General features: G+C 56.7%; 13 protein-coding genes. 8 read left to right on the top strand and 5 right to left on the bottom strand.

The window, feature by feature from the left end; translation table 11 throughout:
* The first annotated feature begins 212 nt into the window (after positions 1-212).
* Entirely contained in the window at positions 213-1172 is a 960-nt protein-coding gene (locus BVK86_RS17370) for a MerR family transcriptional regulator (protein ID WP_075947588.1), read from the top strand.
* Between the two features lie 3 nt (positions 1173-1175).
* Here the strand turns inward: BVK86_RS17370 and BVK86_RS17365 are convergent, their stop codons facing one another.
* Positions 1176-1781, bottom strand: a complete 606-nt coding sequence (locus BVK86_RS17365) for a hypothetical protein (protein WP_075947587.1) — start codon at positions 1779-1781, stop codon at positions 1176-1178.
* Positions 1782-1835: 54 nt separating this feature from the next.
* Positions 1836-2312, bottom strand: coding sequence for a PAS domain-containing protein (locus tag BVK86_RS17360; protein WP_075947586.1), 477 nt, complete (start codon positions 2310-2312; stop codon positions 1836-1838).
* A gap of 102 nt (positions 2313-2414) precedes the next feature.
* Here BVK86_RS17360 and BVK86_RS17355 point away from each other — a divergent pair, with 102 nt between their 5' ends.
* The 4 genes from BVK86_RS17355 to BVK86_RS17340 all read left to right on the top strand — a co-directional run bounded on the left by BVK86_RS17355 (position 2415) and on the right by BVK86_RS17340 (position 5825).
* Positions 2415-2870 carry a flavodoxin gene (locus tag BVK86_RS17355; protein WP_075947585.1) on the top strand — a complete coding sequence of 152 codons (456 nt, stop codon included), beginning with the start codon at positions 2415-2417 and terminating at the stop codon, positions 2868-2870.
* A gap of 233 nt (positions 2871-3103) precedes the next feature.
* A complete protein-coding gene (locus BVK86_RS17350; protein WP_075947584.1) occupies positions 3104-3886 on the top strand; it encodes a class II aldolase/adducin family protein in 783 nt (260 codons plus the stop codon).
* Positions 3886-4788, top strand: a complete 903-nt coding sequence (locus tag BVK86_RS17345) for an alpha/beta fold hydrolase (protein ID WP_075947583.1) — start codon at positions 3886-3888, stop codon at positions 4786-4788. The genes BVK86_RS17350 and BVK86_RS17345 overlap by 1 nt, the downstream gene beginning before the upstream one ends.
* Positions 4789-4913: 125 nt before the next feature.
* Entirely contained in the window at positions 4914-5825 is a 912-nt protein-coding gene (locus tag BVK86_RS17340; protein ID WP_075947582.1) for an SDR family oxidoreductase, read from the top strand.
* Between the two features lie 41 nt (positions 5826-5866).
* Here BVK86_RS17340 and BVK86_RS17335 read toward each other — a convergent pair whose 3' ends face one another.
* From BVK86_RS17335 to BVK86_RS17325, 3 genes are all read right to left on the bottom strand, one after another.
* The gene (locus BVK86_RS17335) at positions 5867-6133 is read right to left on the bottom strand and encodes a hypothetical protein (RefSeq protein ID WP_075947581.1); all 267 of its coding nucleotides are present in this window, start codon (positions 6131-6133) and stop codon (positions 5867-5869) included.
* Between the two features lie 174 nt (positions 6134-6307).
* Positions 6308-6568, bottom strand: a complete 261-nt coding sequence (locus BVK86_RS17330; RefSeq protein WP_075947580.1) for a bacteriocin immunity protein — start codon at positions 6566-6568, stop codon at positions 6308-6310.
* Positions 6555-8588, bottom strand: coding sequence for an S-type pyocin domain-containing protein (locus BVK86_RS17325; protein WP_075947579.1), 2034 nt, complete (start codon positions 8586-8588; stop codon positions 6555-6557). Before BVK86_RS17325 ends, BVK86_RS17330 begins: the two co-directional genes overlap by 14 nt.
* 698 nt (positions 8589-9286) lie before the next feature.
* Between BVK86_RS17325 and BVK86_RS17320 the strand changes: the two genes are divergently transcribed.
* The 3 genes from BVK86_RS17320 (at position 9287) to BVK86_RS17310 (ending at position 15159) form a co-directional block, all read left to right on the top strand.
* Positions 9287-11080, top strand: coding sequence for a DUF1302 domain-containing protein (locus BVK86_RS17320; protein WP_075947578.1), 1794 nt, complete (start codon positions 9287-9289; stop codon positions 11078-11080).
* A gap of 22 nt (positions 11081-11102) precedes the next feature.
* Positions 11103-12473: a DUF1329 domain-containing protein gene (locus BVK86_RS17315; protein WP_075947577.1), complete on the top strand. Its 1371-nt coding sequence runs from the start codon at positions 11103-11105 to the stop codon at positions 12471-12473.
* 139 nt (positions 12474-12612) lie between these two features.
* Positions 12613-15159 carry a LuxR C-terminal-related transcriptional regulator gene (locus BVK86_RS17310; protein ID WP_075947576.1) on the top strand — a complete coding sequence of 849 codons (2547 nt, stop codon included), beginning with the start codon at positions 12613-12615 and terminating at the stop codon, positions 15157-15159.
* Positions 15160-15230 lie beyond the last annotated feature (71 nt).

Here is a 15230-nt window from a genome sequence, read left to right as displayed (position 1 = left end):
CGTATAGCGATTGCGACGCTCCGGATAGGAGTTTCGCCAGGCGCAGCGCCGGGGTGATGGGCTGCGTCTCGAGACAAGCAAGGATTATTCCTGATTCTGTCAGAAGCGTCTGCGACATTTTTTGCTGCAAGCGGTATTGAATTTTTTATGGAATCTTTGTTGGGTGCGGGAGTTAGAATGGGGCTCGAACGATACAAGGATGTTTGAACCAGATGCCCGTAATCACTGACATCACGTCGGATGACAACCCATCCGTCGCACTTGAGCAGGATGAGCTTTTCCCCATTCGTGAGGTCTCGCGTTTGACCGGCGTCAACCCGGTGACCCTGCGTGCCTGGGAGCGTCGCTATGGGTTGATCGTGCCGACGCGCACCGAAAGTGGGCATCGGCTGTATTCGATCGCCGACGTTGAGCGCGTCCGCAGCATTCTCGACTGGATCGAACGTGGCGTGGCGGTCAGCAAAATCGGCAAGATACTGGCCAAGGCTGCGCCGCTTCAGGCGTTGTCGCACTTCATTCCCAATGACCTTGTACAGGCCGACTATGCGCAATGGCAGCAGCAGGTCGAAGCCGCCGTCGTAACTTTCGACGAGACGCGGCTGGATCAAATCTACGGACAGATTTTTTCCACGTACTCGCAGCCGGTCGTGTTTCAGGACATCTTGCTCCCGCTCTGGAAACAGTTGCTGCAACGCCAGGACACTTTCGGCCGGACCAGTGAGTGGCTTTTCCTTGATAGTTTTCTACGTTCGAGGGTATTGCAGCGTTTACTGCTGATTCGCGATCAACAGCCAAGGCGAGTCATCGTCAGTGCCCTCGCGGGACAATGCCGAGAGCTTGAACTGCTGATTGCTGCGCTGTTTCTCGGCTCCGGGCAAACAGGAGTGCGTGTGCTGACCATTGGCCAACCGTTTGATGAATTGACCCTGGTGTGCGAGCGAATCAAACCGCAGGCACTGGTGCTGTTCTCCAACTATGTGCCCACCCCCGAGTTGCCCCGGCGTTTGAATCGCTTGGCGATGAGCCTGGATTGTCCGGTGCTGCTGGCGGGCGATGCGTCGGATCTGGCGCAAGAAAGCCTGGCCGGATCGTCGATTGGTTGCCTGGGTAACGAGGGGACGGTGATGCGCCAGCGCCTGAATCAATTCCTGGTCGGCAGTCTGGATACCTGAACGTCAGAGATGCAGGGAGGGGTGGGTCAGGCGGTGCTGCTGCAGGATGTACTGGCGTAGACGCTCGGTTTCATCCTTGTCGTCCTGGCTCAACTGATAGGCATAAAAGCCGTGTTCGGTTTCCTTCTCGAGCGTGCCACGCAAGGCGATTCGCTCATAGCCTGACGGGCTGAACCACAGGGCGAAATGCTTCGGCGCCTTGGTTTTGTTGCGAACTTCCAGCAGTACACCCTTGAACGATACTTCATGCACCCACATTGTGCCGGGCTGGCCCTTGGCATTTTCAAGCGCGACCGGCTCGTCGAGCACCAGCCGCCACGGACGGATCGAAGGACCGTCCTCGTAAATGCTGGGAACGCCAAGTCGCAGGTGCATCGCGTGAAATTCGTCTTCCACCAAATGAAGGGGGAAGGTCATCTGCTGATTTTCGAAGTTGGCCTGGATGGTGACTTGCTCATTTGCAGCCAGGCGCGTGAGCAGGTCACGGATCTGCGAACCACCGTTGACGAGCAGACTCGACGTCGCATCCCGCACATTGAGTTGCGGGTTATGTTGCATGGTCTGGATAAAATCCAGCTCATCCTGGGTCAGGAGCGCGTCGCGTTGCATAGCAGACTCGAAAGATATAGTTACAAAGTCATTGGTGATTGTAGTTAATGACAATTAATTCGCTGATTTGTTTTCGCCGTTCGTCGCCTTGATCGCGTCAAGCTCTGCCTGGACCTTCGCCAATTGCGCTTCAAGCTGTGCAATTCGCAACTGCGCCTTGACCTGCACGGTCACGTCTTTCTGCACGCCGATGAAGTAAACCTGCCCGTCACTCGGATTTTTCACCGTGGAAATCGACAGCTCGTTCCAAAAGGGCGTGCCGTCCTTGCGGTAGTTCCTGATGATTTCCCGGCAAGAACCTTCGTTGTTCAACGCATCGCGTATCAGTGCGAGGGCCTGTTGGTCGCGGTCTCCGGATTGAAGAAAACGGCAATCCTGATAGAGGATTTCTTCGCTGGTGTAGCCGGTGATGCGTTCGAATGCGGGGTTAACGTAAATCACGATTTTGTCGCGCTCGCCTTCCTTCTCGGCAATCACGATGCCGTCGTTGGAGGCATTGATGGCCAGCTGCAGCAGCTTTGCGTTGATCATCGAAGAAATCCTTCCTTGTTGCTTGTCTGCGGCATTCTAAAAGAACGATGCACTCCGTGCTGTTAATATCCCGGTCTTTCACTCAGTTTCAGGATCAGATTGATGAAAGTCGCCATCATTTCCGGCTCGGTCTACGGCACGGCTGAAGAAGTCGCCCGTCACGCCGCGAACATTTTGAACGCCGCCGGTTTCGAAACTTCGTACAACCCGCGAGCAAGCCTTGCCGATATCCAGGCCTTCGCTCCGGAGGCTTTTCTGGCCGTGACGTCGACCACAGGCATGGGCGAATTGCCGGACAATCTTCAACCGCTGTATTTCTCGATTCGCGACCAGTTGCCAGCCGCATGGCGTGGTTTGCCGGGCGCGGTCATCGGGCTGGGGGATGCGAGCTATGGCGATACCTTTTGCGGCGGCGGTGAGTTGATGCGCGAGTTGTTCGGTGAATTGGGTGTTCGGGAAGTCCTGCCGATGCTGCGTCTGGACGCCAGTGAAAGCGTGACCCCGGAAGCCGATGCCGAGCCCTGGCTGGCAGAACTGATCAGCGCATTGCGCGGTTGACCGGCAGCCTTCATTGATGAATTCACTCGCCTGTCACGGCTCTGTCGAGGCGGTCCGAACGGCGCGTCTCGGCTTCCCTGGCGGCGGTACTTTGACACGGACGCAAACTCTTTGAGGCAGTGACTCGTTCGGCCATCAAGCTGGCTGCCAATGCAACTACGGGAACCCCGGACGCTGACTAGACTCGGTAGTCATTGGAAACACTCCATAATAAAAAACCGAGGTTCCTTGCCGTGAGCGTAGCCCCCGTCCAATCCTCACAGAGTGTCAAAGACCTGGTCAGCGCAGCGGAATGGCAGACCCGTGTCGACCTCGCTGCCTGTTATCGCCTGGTGGCCCAGCACGGCTGGGACGATCTGATTTTTACCCACATCTCCGCCAAAGTGCCTGGCACCGAAGACTTCCTGATCAACCCGTTTGGCTTGATGTTTCACGAGATCACCGCGTCGAGCCTGGTCAAGGTCGATCAGGCCGGTCACAAGCTGATGGACAGTCCCTACGAGATCAATCCGGCTGGGTACACCATCCACAGTGCTGTACACGAAGTCCGCCACGATGTGGTCTGCGTGCTGCACACCCATACGGCGTCGGGTGTGGCGGTCTCGGCGCAGAAGCAAGGGATTTTGCCCATCAGCCAGCAGTCGCTGTTTGTCCTGTCGAGCCTCGCGTATCACGCCTATGAAGGCGTGGCGCTGAATCACGAAGAGAAGGCGCGTCTGCAAGCCGACCTCGGCGAGAGCAATTTCCTGATGCTGCACAACCACGGTCTGTTGACTTGCGGCAGCACCATCGCCGATACGTTCCTGATGATGTTTACCTTTCAACGCGCCTGCGACATTCAGGTCATGGCGCAAAACGGTGGTGCCGAGTTGATCGCCATCGAACCGCAGATTCTTGCCGGTGCCAAGGCGATGATCGCCGGGGTCACCAAAAGCTCCCAAGGAATGGGCGGAGCGCTGGCCTGGCCGGCGCTGCTGCGCAAACTCGATAAACAAGACCCGGGTTATAAACTCTGATGCCACTCACCGAGATCCCTTTGAGTGTCTGGCGCAAACGCGGCCAGACGTTCGAGTTCAATGGCCAGACTATCCATTACTGGACGGCAGGGCAGGGTGAGCCGCTGTTGCTCATCCACGGCTTCCCGACTGCCAGTTGGGACTGGCATTACCTCTGGCAACCGTTGTCTCAGCGCTATCGCGTGATTGCCTGCGACATGCTGGGCTTCGGCGACTCGGCCAAACCGGTGAACCACGAATACAGCCTGCTGGAGCAGGCAGACCTGCAACAGGCGTTGCTGGCCCATTTGCATGTCGAGCAACCCGTGCACGTATTCGCCCATGACTATGGCGACAGCGTGGCCCAGGAACTGCTTGCCCGGCATTACGAAGCGCGCATCACTCTGGCCAGTTGTGTGTTCCTCAATGGCGGCTTGTTTCCGGAAACCCACCGTCCGGTCATGATCCAGAAGCTGTTGCTCAGCCCTTTGGGCTGGATGATTGGTCGCGCTTTCAGTCGCGATGGCCTGGTAAAAAGCTTCCGCCAGATCTTCGGCCCCCAGACCCGTCCCAGCGAAAGCGAGATGGATGATTTCTGGAGCCTGGTCGAAAGCAATCGCGGGCCACGGATCATGCACAAGTTGATCACCTACATTCCTGAGCGACGTGTGCAGCGCGATCGCTGGGTCAGTGCCATGCAGCGCGGTGACGTGCCGCTGCGGGTGATCGATGGCGCAGTCGATCCGATTTCCGGCGAGCACATGGTCACGCGTTACCGCGAGTTGATACCCGATGCGGACACCGTACTGTTGACCGACATTGGTCACTACCCCCAGATCGAAGCACCGTGCCAGGTGCTCAAGCATTACCTGTCGTTTCGCGACCGGTTGGTGTTGCCGCCGCTCAAAGTCGCTTGTTCCTGAAGGCTGGGGCTCATCATCCCCCAGCCTTATCGCACACCATTCAGCCTCCCCCGTGTTCATTGTGAGCCGCAGCCCCGTGCCTGACACTCCAAGGTAATGTCCCTGGCCTGCTGGAGTTTCCCCACATGAATGAATCTGTGCGCTTCGAAGATAAAGTCGTGATCATCACCGGTGCAGGTGGTGGCCTGGGACGGGCGCATGCACTGCTGTTCGCCAAACAGGGCGCGAAAGTGCTGGTCAACGACCTCGGCGGCTCGGCCCAGGGCGAAGGCGCGAATGCCTCGGCGGCTGATCGCGTGGTGGCGGAAATCCGTGAGGCCGGCGGCACCGCCGAGGCCAACCACGACTCAGTGACCGACGGCGACAAACTGGTCCAGCACGCCCTCGATGCCTTCGGCCGGGTCGACGTGGTGGTCAACAACGCCGGGATTCTGCGTGACAAAACCTTCCACAAAATGGACGACGCCGACTGGGACCTGGTTTACCGCGTCCATGTCGAAGGCGCCTACAAAGTCACCCGCGCCGCGTGGCCGCACATGCGCGAGCAAAACTACGGCCGGGTGATCTTCACTGCATCCACTTCAGGCATCTACGGCAACTTCGGCCAATCCAACTACGGCATGGCCAAGCTCGGCCTCTACGGCCTGACCCGCACCCTGGCCATCGAAGGCCGCAAGAACAACATCCTGGTCAACGCCATCGCCCCCACCGGCGGCACCCGCATGACCGAAGGCCTGATCCCGCCACAAGTCTTCGAACAACTCAAACCGGAACTCGTCAGCCCGTTGGTGGTGTATCTGGCCAGCGAAAACTGCCAGGAAACCTCCGGCCTGTTTGAAGTCGGTGGCGGCTGGATGGGCAAAGTCCGCTGGGAACGCAGCCTCGGCGCCGGGTTTGATCCACGAGTCGGATTCTCCCCGGAAGATGTCGCGGCGCATTGGCAGCAAATCTGCGATTTCGAAGGGGCGGCGCATCCGAAGGACAATATTGAGGCGTTGAAAGAGATGATGGGGAATTTGCAGCGGTATTCGATTTAAGAGAAAAATGACCAAGCCGCTGTACAGCGGCTTGATTGGTTTCAAGGAGTATCAGGCGTATCTATTTCCTTGAAAAATTCAGGTGCTTTCCAGTTTGGACCCTTAACAGCGAGGCTATTTTCTCCTTTCGCGAGTACACCACTTTCGAATAGTCGGGAATATGATTCCTGAAGCTCACCGTGTCTAATAGACTCCGGTTTGTACTGCCCTATCATCATCTCTAAATGTGGGGTGGCTTTGAAAAGCGAAAAAATAGTAACTATGTCGTCTAGCGATTCGTTTTTTACAATTTGTTCGATTGTGTTCATTGTCACATCTCCTTCAAAAGCTTTTGATATTCTCGCTCATCCTATGCTCTACCCGCATGCTTCCGGTGTGTAGAGAAGCGGAGGGGTATCATTCAATTTTGCAGCAGCACTTGTTGTAAGTAGAGTTTAAGAAAGAGACAGGGGCAAGCGAGTGCCTGCCCCTGCTTTCAAATTTTATATATCAGTGTTGAATCCTTTCTTTCCATTTGCTGACCGCCAAGCTTTTACTTTTTCAATAATAGCTTCGGGGGTGGATTCTTCATCTGAGTCTGCGTAGTAAATTAAATCAGATCCTTGTGGGTGTTCCGTTACCTTCTTAAATAAAAGTATCGCATCTGTATGCTCCTTTTCAGTCGGAAAATCGGCGTCACAGATTTTTGTAACGAACTGGAGAAATTCGGTTTCTGTATAATCTGAAAAATTAATGTGGCTCATTGGTTTTTACCTTTTTATGCAGTTCAGAGTGTCTTTTTGGTGTGACAACTTTTATGTTGTCAATGTCGTACACTGCGCCACCTTCGGATATTAGCTCTATATGATGTAGTTCAAATTTTATTTTGTCTCCAAGGTGGTCGTCCTCGCGTGCAGATGGAGCCTTTCCGTTCATCATTGCTTTTATGTTGTGAGCTCTAAACTGTTTTGCTAGTTCGGGATCGCTAGCGACTGCTTTCCAGAGAGCCTCTCTAAATGCTCTAAAATTCGGAAAGTCTTGTCCTCTGAGTTTATCCGCAATTTGATTGGGAATCACCGCACCATCATCTTGCGAGGCCGTCCCCAACCAAACGCCCGATATTGGCTCCCCATACCCGCTGGCAGCACCGGGCTCACCCCGCCGATCCCGGAACATCGTGAAGGTCGGAGGAATTCCCGATTCCGCCGGGAAAACAGTAATGAAGCCACCAAAGCTATAAAGGTCCAGCTCCGGGAATGAATCAATCCTCCCTTCAAGGGCTGTTAGGGTAGTGCCGTCATACACGGCAGTACTCGGCGCGCTTGCCGGCGAGTAGGTTGACGCGTTGGTGGGCCTGACTATCGGCGTCCAGGTCATGCCGATCGGCGGGGCTTCTGGGTTGTAAGCGGTGTAAAGGTTGAGGTTTGAATCGTATGTGGCAAGCCGAACAGGGACTTTGCCTGACACCGAAATACCATTGGTGGCAGCAACGAAGAACTCCGTTGTAGTACCAACAGATTTGAAACCGATGGCTACTGGCAGTTCGATTTCTCCATTGACCTCAGCAATGGCACGCAAATCATGGAACTCACCAAGTGTGAGATCCGAAAGTGGGACGCTCAAAGCATGGGGATTATTGGGCTCGTATTCCTCGAGCGAGAGGGACCAAGTATGCAGATCGTCGGGTACCAGATCCCGAAGTGGGATATTCAATTGACGGCTTTCGCCGTCACCTAATGGCGAGGGAAATAGCAGTGCCGCGAATCCGACAAGTATCGCACTCGCTGATGTCGCCGCTGCGGTCATCACAGCGGTTACTCCGGTTTGCAGGGAAGCCCTGATGGCCTGAGTCGTGGCCACATTTGTTGCGATGCGACCCGTTGCCAAAGTGAAAATCGGGCCACTTGCCGCTGCCGCGCCCGATATGGCAAACGGGTGATTGCCTCGAACGGAATTCGACGATTCGATTGCCTCACTAAGCGCTTGTTCCTCCGCTAGCCGTTCGTTTTCGAGGCGCAGTTGCTCGGCTTGTCGTAGGACCTCTGCCTCGGCTTCGAGGCGAGCCTCTTCAGCAGCAACACGTTGTGCTTCCCGTTCCACTTCCAATCGTGCTTGTTCAGCAGCGGCCCTTTGTTCTTGTGCTTGTGCAGTGGCAAGAAGGTTCTGTACCTGTCCGTGTTGATTGTTTAAAAGCTGGATCTGCTCCGTCAGCAGCTTTGCAGAGTATGCAGCTTTATAGGATGCAACCCATTTGGAGTAATCGGGGCCATAGGGAATAACAGCCTTATTCAGGGTCTTAGCCCTGGCTAGATAATCAGAAAAGCTTGTATTGAGAGGGCTGTGCCCATAAAAATAATTAGCCAGTACTGTTTGAGTGTGCCGTTCAGCGTTTTTTTGTTGTATTAATACGTTTCTGACGTTTAGTTCGTGCTGATAGGCCTGAGCAGTTGTGGAAGTTGCTGTCGGGTATTGTGCTCTAACATTGGCAAGGTCGGCTTCAGTTGATGCGGATAAATTTCCGAAATTGGCCTCATAAGCGGCTTTGACGGACTGTTCCGTAGCTCTTATTTTGTCCCCGGTTTCGCGCCTTAGTCCTTCTGTGTTTGTAATGCCAGAGCCCATTCCTCCAGCTCGTGTTGGTGGAATGCGAAAACCACCACTTTGGGGATTTTTCCCTGGTTTTGGTTGTGCTCCTACATAAGTTGTTCCTAAATGAACTGTGCCATCTTCTCCTCGGATATTAGTTGGCGGCAGGGATAACGGTGGTCCTTGTTTCTCTGGCATTGGTTGATCTTCCTTGTGCGTTATTAATCGATGCTGCCGAATAATGCTACGTCAGGAATGTTTGGGACGGGTCTGAGACGGTTGTGAGCTGTTACGTATAAAATTGAAAGGGGTTTCACGATAATGGATGTGCAAACAGGAAATTTCCGCGCATTAAAAGATATTTCTTATGCAGTTATAGGAAGTGTCTTGTAGGACGTGTTTTTAACTATGTGTGGGTTGGTTGGTGCCGCAGAAACCACCGCCCATAAAAAAGGCCGCTGCAAACGCAGCGGCCAAAGCAAGACGTTGGATCCAGGAGCTACAAATCAACGTCGGTGTACACGGGGCGATGGTTCGAAACGTTCAAATCATCTGAAAACTGTTGCGAGCTACGGGGCGGGATCGCTTGTCGTTGCTTCGCGCTTTCCGGCTGTTTTGCGTGAAAGCCCGGCAAGAATAAGTCTTCGCCGGCAACGGAAAAACAGCGATTACGGACATGCACCGTTACCGAGTGCGTAACAGTTAGCCTGCTTGCAGCGTAGTCGATGAATTCGACTGATGCCGCCACATCGCGTCCATTTATACCCCGCGCAATCTCACGTTCCACACCGCCAGTCATCCTTTAGAGGTACACCACGAATACCTCCTTGGTGCGCTTATCGCACTTGGCGGGCGGCAGTAGGGTGAGGCCTTCTGTCACTCACCGGGGAAGACGCATGACAAAAACAACAATGCGCGCCATCTTCACACCGCAGGCTCTGGCCGCTGCGGTTGCCTTGGGCTGCTGTGCCCAGGCGCAGGCTGTTTCATTCAACATCGGGGAAATCGAAGGCACGTTCGACTCTTCGCTGTCGGTCGGCGCGAGTTGGGGCATGCGCGATGCAGACGATGCCCTGGTGGGCACGGTCAATGGCGGTAGCGGGCAGGCGTCGACCGGTGATGACGGGCGGCAGAATTTCAAGAAGGGCGATACCTTCTCGAAGATCTTCAAGGGCATTCACGACCTTGAATTGAAGTACGGCGATACCGGCGTGTTCGTCCGCGGCAAGTACTGGTACGACTTCGAGCTCAAGGACGAAGACCGGCCTTTCAAGCCGATCAGCGATCACAATCGCAAAGAGGGTTCCAAGTCTTCCGGTGCGCAGATCCTCGACGCCTTCGTCTATCACAACTATTCCATCGCCGACCTGCCAGGGACCGTTCGTGCCGGTAAACAGGTCGTGAGCTGGGGCGAAAGTACCTTCATCGGTAACTCGATCAACAGCATCAACCCGGTCGACGTTTCCGCGTTCCGCCGACCTGGTGCCGAGATCAAGGAAGGGCTGATTCCGGTCAACATGTTGTTTGCCTCCCAGGGCCTGACGGACAAGTTGACCGTCGAAGGCTTCTATCAACTGGAGTGGGACCAGACCGTTGTCGACAACTGCGGCACTTTCTTCGGGGTCGACGTGGTGGCGGACGGGTGTGACAAGGGGTACACGGTTGCCAACCCGGCCATTGCGCCGTTGCAACCGGTTGCTGCCGCGTTTGGCCAGGGCTTCGAGGTGACCAGCGAAGGCGTGGTCGTCCCCCGTGGTGGCGACCGCGATGCCCGGGATTCGGGGCAGTGGGGGACCGCGCTGCGTTGGCTGGGAGACGATACCGAGTACGGTCTGTATTTCATGAACTACCACAGCCGTACGCCGACGGTCGGCACCACCACAGCCGGCCTCAGTACGCTGGCAAGCATTCCGGGAATCATCACCACGGCCAACCGCATTGCGCCGGGTAGCGGTGCGGGTCTGGCGCAGAGTGTGATGCTCGGGCGTGGTCAGTATTACCTCGAATACCCCGAAGACATTCGCCTCTACGGTGCGAGTTTTTCCACGACGTTGCCCACCGGTACGGCGTGGACCGGCGAGATCAGCTATCGCCCCAACGCGCCGGTGCAGATCAACACCAACGACCTGACGCTGGCGTTGCTCAACCCCATCGCCGGGGGCGCGGCTTCACCGATTGCGACCTCGCCGGGCGCTGACAACAAAGGCTATCGCCGCAAGGAAGTGACGCAAATCCAGAGCACCCTGACGCACTTCATCGATCAGATCGCCGGTGCAGATCGCCTGACCCTGGTGGGCGAAGCGGCGGTGGTGCATGTCGGTGGCCTGGAGTCGCGCAGCGACCTGCGCTACGGCCGCGACTCGGTGTACGGCCAGTATGGTTTCGGTGGCGACACCGACGGTTTCGTGACCTCGACCTCGTGGGGTTATCGGGCCCGGGCGATCCTTGATTACAACAACGTGATCGCCGGGATCAACTTCAAACCCAACCTGTCGTGGTCCCACGACGTCGCCGGTTACGGCCCCAACGGGTTGTTCAACGAAGGTGCCAAGGCCGTCAGCCTCGGTGTTGATGCGGACTACCGCAACACCTACACCGCAAGCCTCAGTTACACGGACTTTTTCGGTGGTGACTACAACGTGCTCGAAGACCGCGACTTCGTGGCGTTGAGCTTTGGCGTGAACTTCTGATCTGGCTGAAAGGATGAATTCAATGCGCAAGATTATTCTGCAATTCGGTTCCGCACTGGCCCTGAGTCTGCTGGCCGTCAACGTGATGGCCGCGGTATCGGCGGAAGAAGCCAACAAGCTCGGCACCACGCTCACGCCGCTCGGTGCCGAGAAGGCCGGCAATGCTGACGGCTCGATTCCGCCGTGGACCGGTGGTATTCCGAAAAATGCCGGTGCGGTGGACAGCAAGGGTTTCCTGGCCGATCCGTTCGGCAAGGAAAAGCCGCTGTTCATCATTACCGCGGCCACCGTCGACCAGTACAAGGACAAGTTGTCTGACGGGCAGGTAGCGATGTTCAAGCGCTACCCCGAAACCTACAAAATCCCGGTCTACCCGAGCCACCGCACCGCGGCCCTGCCGCCGGAAGTCTATGAAGCGGCCAAACGCAGCGCGTTGAACGTGACACCGACCAACGATGGCAACGGTCTGGCCAATTTCACCGGCAATCGCTACTACGCTTTTCCGATTCCGAAGAACGGGGTCGAGGTGATCTGGAACCACATCACCCGTTATCACGGCGGTAACCTGCGTCGCACCATTACCCAGGCAACGCCGCAGTCCAACGGCGATTTCACCGTCATCCGATTCAAGGACGAAGTGGCCGTTCCATCGCTGCTGGGTGATTTGAAACCGGGCAGCGATGAGAACGTACTCAACTATTTCAAACAGGAAGTGACCGCGCCGGCACGGCTGGCAGGCAACGTGTTGCTGGTTCATGAGACGCTCGACCAGGTCCAGGAACCGCGCAAGGCCTGGATCTACAACGCCGGCCAGCGACGTGTGCGGCGCGCGCCACAAGTGGCGTATGACGGTGTGGGGACTTCGTCCGATGGGCTGCGCACCACCGACAACTTCGACATGTTTTCCGGCGCGCCGGATCGCTATGACTGGAAGCTGGTCGGCAAGAAGGAAATGTACATCCCGTACAACAGCTACAAACTCGACTCGCCTGACCTTAAATACACAGACGTGATCAAGGCCGGCCACATCAACCAGGACCTGACCCGCTATGAGCTGCACCGGGTCTGGGAGGTGGTGGCCACGGTCAAGCCTAACGAACGGCATGTCTACGCCAAACGCCATATGTACATCGACGAAGACACCTGGCAAGTGGCGCTGGCGGACCACTACGACGGTCGCGGCCAGTTGTGGCGAGTGGCCGAAGGGCATGCGCAGTTCTACTACGATCATCAGGTGCCGGCCTATACCGTCGAAGCGCTGTATGACTTGATTGCCGGTCGCTACATTGCCTTGGGAATGAAGAACGAGGAGAAGCGCAGCTTCGAGTTCAACATCGCTGCAAAAGCTGGGGACTACACACCGGCAGCCCTTAGGAGTACAGGTGTGAGGTAATCTTCCTACAGCCTCCTACACCGAAAGGTGACTTCGCAGTCACCTTTTTTATGGCTGCAAATCAGTGTGCTGAATACTTCTTCAATAAGCGCTCGGGAGGGGGCTAGGGTGGCGCCACAACTATAAAAGGCGCACCACTATGACTGCCATGACGTTGTGTCTGGACCGTCCTGGATTTCTGCCTCGCTTGTCCTCCCATCACCTGGCTCGTGAGCGTTTGGTCGAGCCGTTGCTGGCTTCGACGGCTCGGGTGAAATTGCTCTGCGCACCTGCCGGGAGCGGTAAGAGTGCGCTGCTCACTGAGTGCCTGTTGCGCGCGCCGGCGGACTGTCGGCTGTGTTGGTTGCCGATGGCCGGGGAGTCCCTGGATGTCGGCACTTTTCAGCAGCGCCTGGCGCAAGCGCTGGGGTTGGGTTCGGTGGACGAGCCTGATTTGCTGGACTATCTGACCCATTTGCAGACGCCGACCTGGCTGTTCATTGACGATTATTGCCGTGTTTCCAACTCGGAACTCGATCACTTTCTGGATCGTTTACTGGCGGTCAGAAGCCCCCTATTGAATTGGTGGCTGGCCTCACGCCGACGCCCACAATGCAACTGGCCGCGGCTGTTGCTCGATGACGAGTTGTACGAGTGCGAGGCGCGTGCGCTGGCGTTCACCGAGTGTGAAGTCCAGCATTTTCTAAGTGATGTCGAGCCGGCACTGGCCACCCATACCGCCCGCAGAATTATCCAGCGCAGCAGCGGCTGGTGTGCCGGTGTACGCATTGCCTTGCTTGGCGGCTGCCAGTGGGCCGCCGATCAGGACAAACAGGAACGCTCGACGACACTGCTCGATTATCTGCACCACGAGCTGTTCAGCACGCTGGCGCCGGAACTGATTGAAGCGTGGCAGGTACTGGCGCATTTGCCGCGATTCAATGCCAGCCTCTGTGAGCATCTTTTTGGTGCGGGCGAAGGGGCGCAGTGGTTGCATGCCCTGCAGGAGATGGGTTGCTTTATCGAGCCGTGGGAGGACTCCGCCGAATGGCTGCGGGTGTTTGTGCCGTTGGCCCGGGCCGTGGGGGACGAGCGCGGTTCGGCGGGACGGGCCTGGCATCGGCGCGCCTGCCAGTGGTTTTGCGCCGAGGAGGACTGGCAGGGGGCGTTCGAACACGCGCTGCTGGCTGAAGAATTTGAAGTCGCAGTCAGCCTGCTGCAGCACTTCAGCCTTGAGCATTTGTTCCGGCGAGAAAACGTGCGCTTGTTGTTGAATCTGCATGAGCGTCAGGGCGAAGGGTTGACCCTCGGTTCGCCGCAGTTGGTCGGTCTGATCACGGCGGCGTTGTTGTTCGCCGGACGCTTCGACCAGGCGGCCGAGTGCATTGCGCAACTGGCCCGGTTCGCACCGCAACCGAGCGTCATGCTGCAACGGCAATTGCTGGCACGCTGGCAGGCACAACAAGGTTGGCTTTTGCATCTGTTGGGGCGCATGGACGCGGCTCGTGCGCACTTTATCGATGCGTTGGCTGAATTGGCGCCGGATGCCTGGCCTGCGCGTCTGTTGTGCCTGTCCGGGTTGACCCAGCAGGCGTTGCTTAACGCCGAACTTGACGCTGCGCAAGCCTTCAATCGTGAGGCGTTGTGCCTGGCCCGTGCGCAGGGTTCGTTGCTGTTTGAAGGCCTGCTTGAACTGGATCATGCACAGTTGCTGGAGCAACGAGGCGCTCCCCGACGAGCCGAGAGTTTGTTGGCCGATATTCATGAAATGTTGAGTCGACAGGCCGATCGCCCGACGCCGTTGCTGGGAAGAATTGCCTTGCAGCGCGGGCGGCTGGCGCTTTGTCAGGGGCAGGACGCAGTGGCTGCGCAATTCTTCCAGTCCGGCTTGCAGGACTGTCTGCACAGTCAGGACAAGCGTGCGTTGTATGGTTTTCTCGGGCAGGCGCAACTGGCCGCCAATCAGCGCGATTACGCCCACGCGTTCGATCGCTTGCGCGAAGCCGAGCGCCTGATGCAGCAGCGGCAGATTCCCGATACGGTTTATCGGGGTGTGTTACTGCAGATCAGCAGTCATTTCTGGCTGCAGCAGGGGCGCCCGCAATTGGCGCGCGAAGCGTTGACCCGGGTGCTGCGCCACTACCGCGGGCCGCATGCCCGTCAGGCACCTCCAGCGACTTTCATGCTGATTGCCCGAATCGAGTATTTACTGGTGCTCGCCCAAACCCGAATGCAAGAGGCGCAACAGCCGCTCGAACGGCTCAAAACCTTGCTCGATCACGCACAACAACACGCAATGCTGGCGCTGGAAACGGAATTGCAGTTGGCGATCTGCGAAGTGGCGGACCTGATCGGCGAGACCGAACTGGCAGCCTCGGCATTGCAGACAGGCCTGAAGTTGGCAGGGCGTGGCCAACAGCAACAGGCCGTGTGCGAACTGCGACTGCGTCAACCGACCTTGCTCAGCCGTTACGGCGTGGACGATGAGTCTGCGGCAACAATCGAAAGCAACCCGTTGAGCGGTCGGGAACTGGAGGTACTGGGCCTGATTGCCCAAGGCAACTCCAATCAGCAAATCGCCGAACAGTTGTTCATCTCATTGCATACAGTAAAAACCCATGCACGGCGAATTCATAGCAAGTTAGGTGTAGAGCGTCGTACGCAAGCGGTGGCAATAGCGAAAAAGTTGGGGTTGATTTCCCTGTAGTAACGAATGCAAACACTCCCTTGCGTGCATTGATCACCCTTTCAATTATGATGTTGGCAGGACTAAGGCAT

Origin of the sequence: Pseudomonas reinekei (assembly GCF_001945365.1) — a bacterium.
Classification (GTDB): Bacteria; Pseudomonadota; Gammaproteobacteria; order Pseudomonadales; family Pseudomonadaceae; genus Aquipseudomonas; species Aquipseudomonas reinekei.
Note: the sequence above shows the minus strand (reverse complement) of the source record. Positions and strands in the feature narration are given on the sequence as shown.

Excerpts from the sequence above, each read along its gene's own strand:
- BVK86_RS17370 (WP_075947588.1), top strand. The coding sequence starts at position 213 with ATGCCCGTAATCACTGACATCACGTCGGATGACAACCCATCCGTCGCA.
- BVK86_RS17365 (WP_075947587.1), bottom strand. The coding sequence starts at position 1,781 with ATGCAACGCGACGCGCTCCTGACCCAGGATGAGCTGGATTTTATCCAG.
- BVK86_RS17360 (WP_075947586.1), bottom strand. The coding sequence starts at position 2,312 with ATGATCAACGCAAAGCTGCTGCAGCTGGCCATCAATGCCTCCAACGAC.
- BVK86_RS17355 (WP_075947585.1), top strand. The coding sequence starts at position 2,415 with ATGAAAGTCGCCATCATTTCCGGCTCGGTCTACGGCACGGCTGAAGAA.
- BVK86_RS17345 (WP_075947583.1), top strand. The coding sequence starts at position 3,886 with ATGCCACTCACCGAGATCCCTTTGAGTGTCTGGCGCAAACGCGGCCAG.
- BVK86_RS17340 (WP_075947582.1), top strand. The coding sequence starts at position 4,914 with ATGAATGAATCTGTGCGCTTCGAAGATAAAGTCGTGATCATCACCGGT.
- BVK86_RS17335 (WP_075947581.1), bottom strand. The coding sequence starts at position 6,133 with ATGAACACAATCGAACAAATTGTAAAAAACGAATCGCTAGACGACATA.
- BVK86_RS17330 (WP_075947580.1), bottom strand. The coding sequence starts at position 6,568 with ATGAGCCACATTAATTTTTCAGATTATACAGAAACCGAATTTCTCCAG.
- BVK86_RS17325 (WP_075947579.1), bottom strand. The coding sequence starts at position 8,588 with ATGCCAGAGAAACAAGGACCACCGTTATCCCTGCCGCCAACTAATATC.
- BVK86_RS17320 (WP_075947578.1), top strand. The coding sequence starts at position 9,287 with ATGACAAAAACAACAATGCGCGCCATCTTCACACCGCAGGCTCTGGCC.
- BVK86_RS17315 (WP_075947577.1), top strand. The coding sequence starts at position 11,103 with ATGCGCAAGATTATTCTGCAATTCGGTTCCGCACTGGCCCTGAGTCTG.
- BVK86_RS17310 (WP_075947576.1), top strand. The coding sequence starts at position 12,613 with ATGACTGCCATGACGTTGTGTCTGGACCGTCCTGGATTTCTGCCTCGC.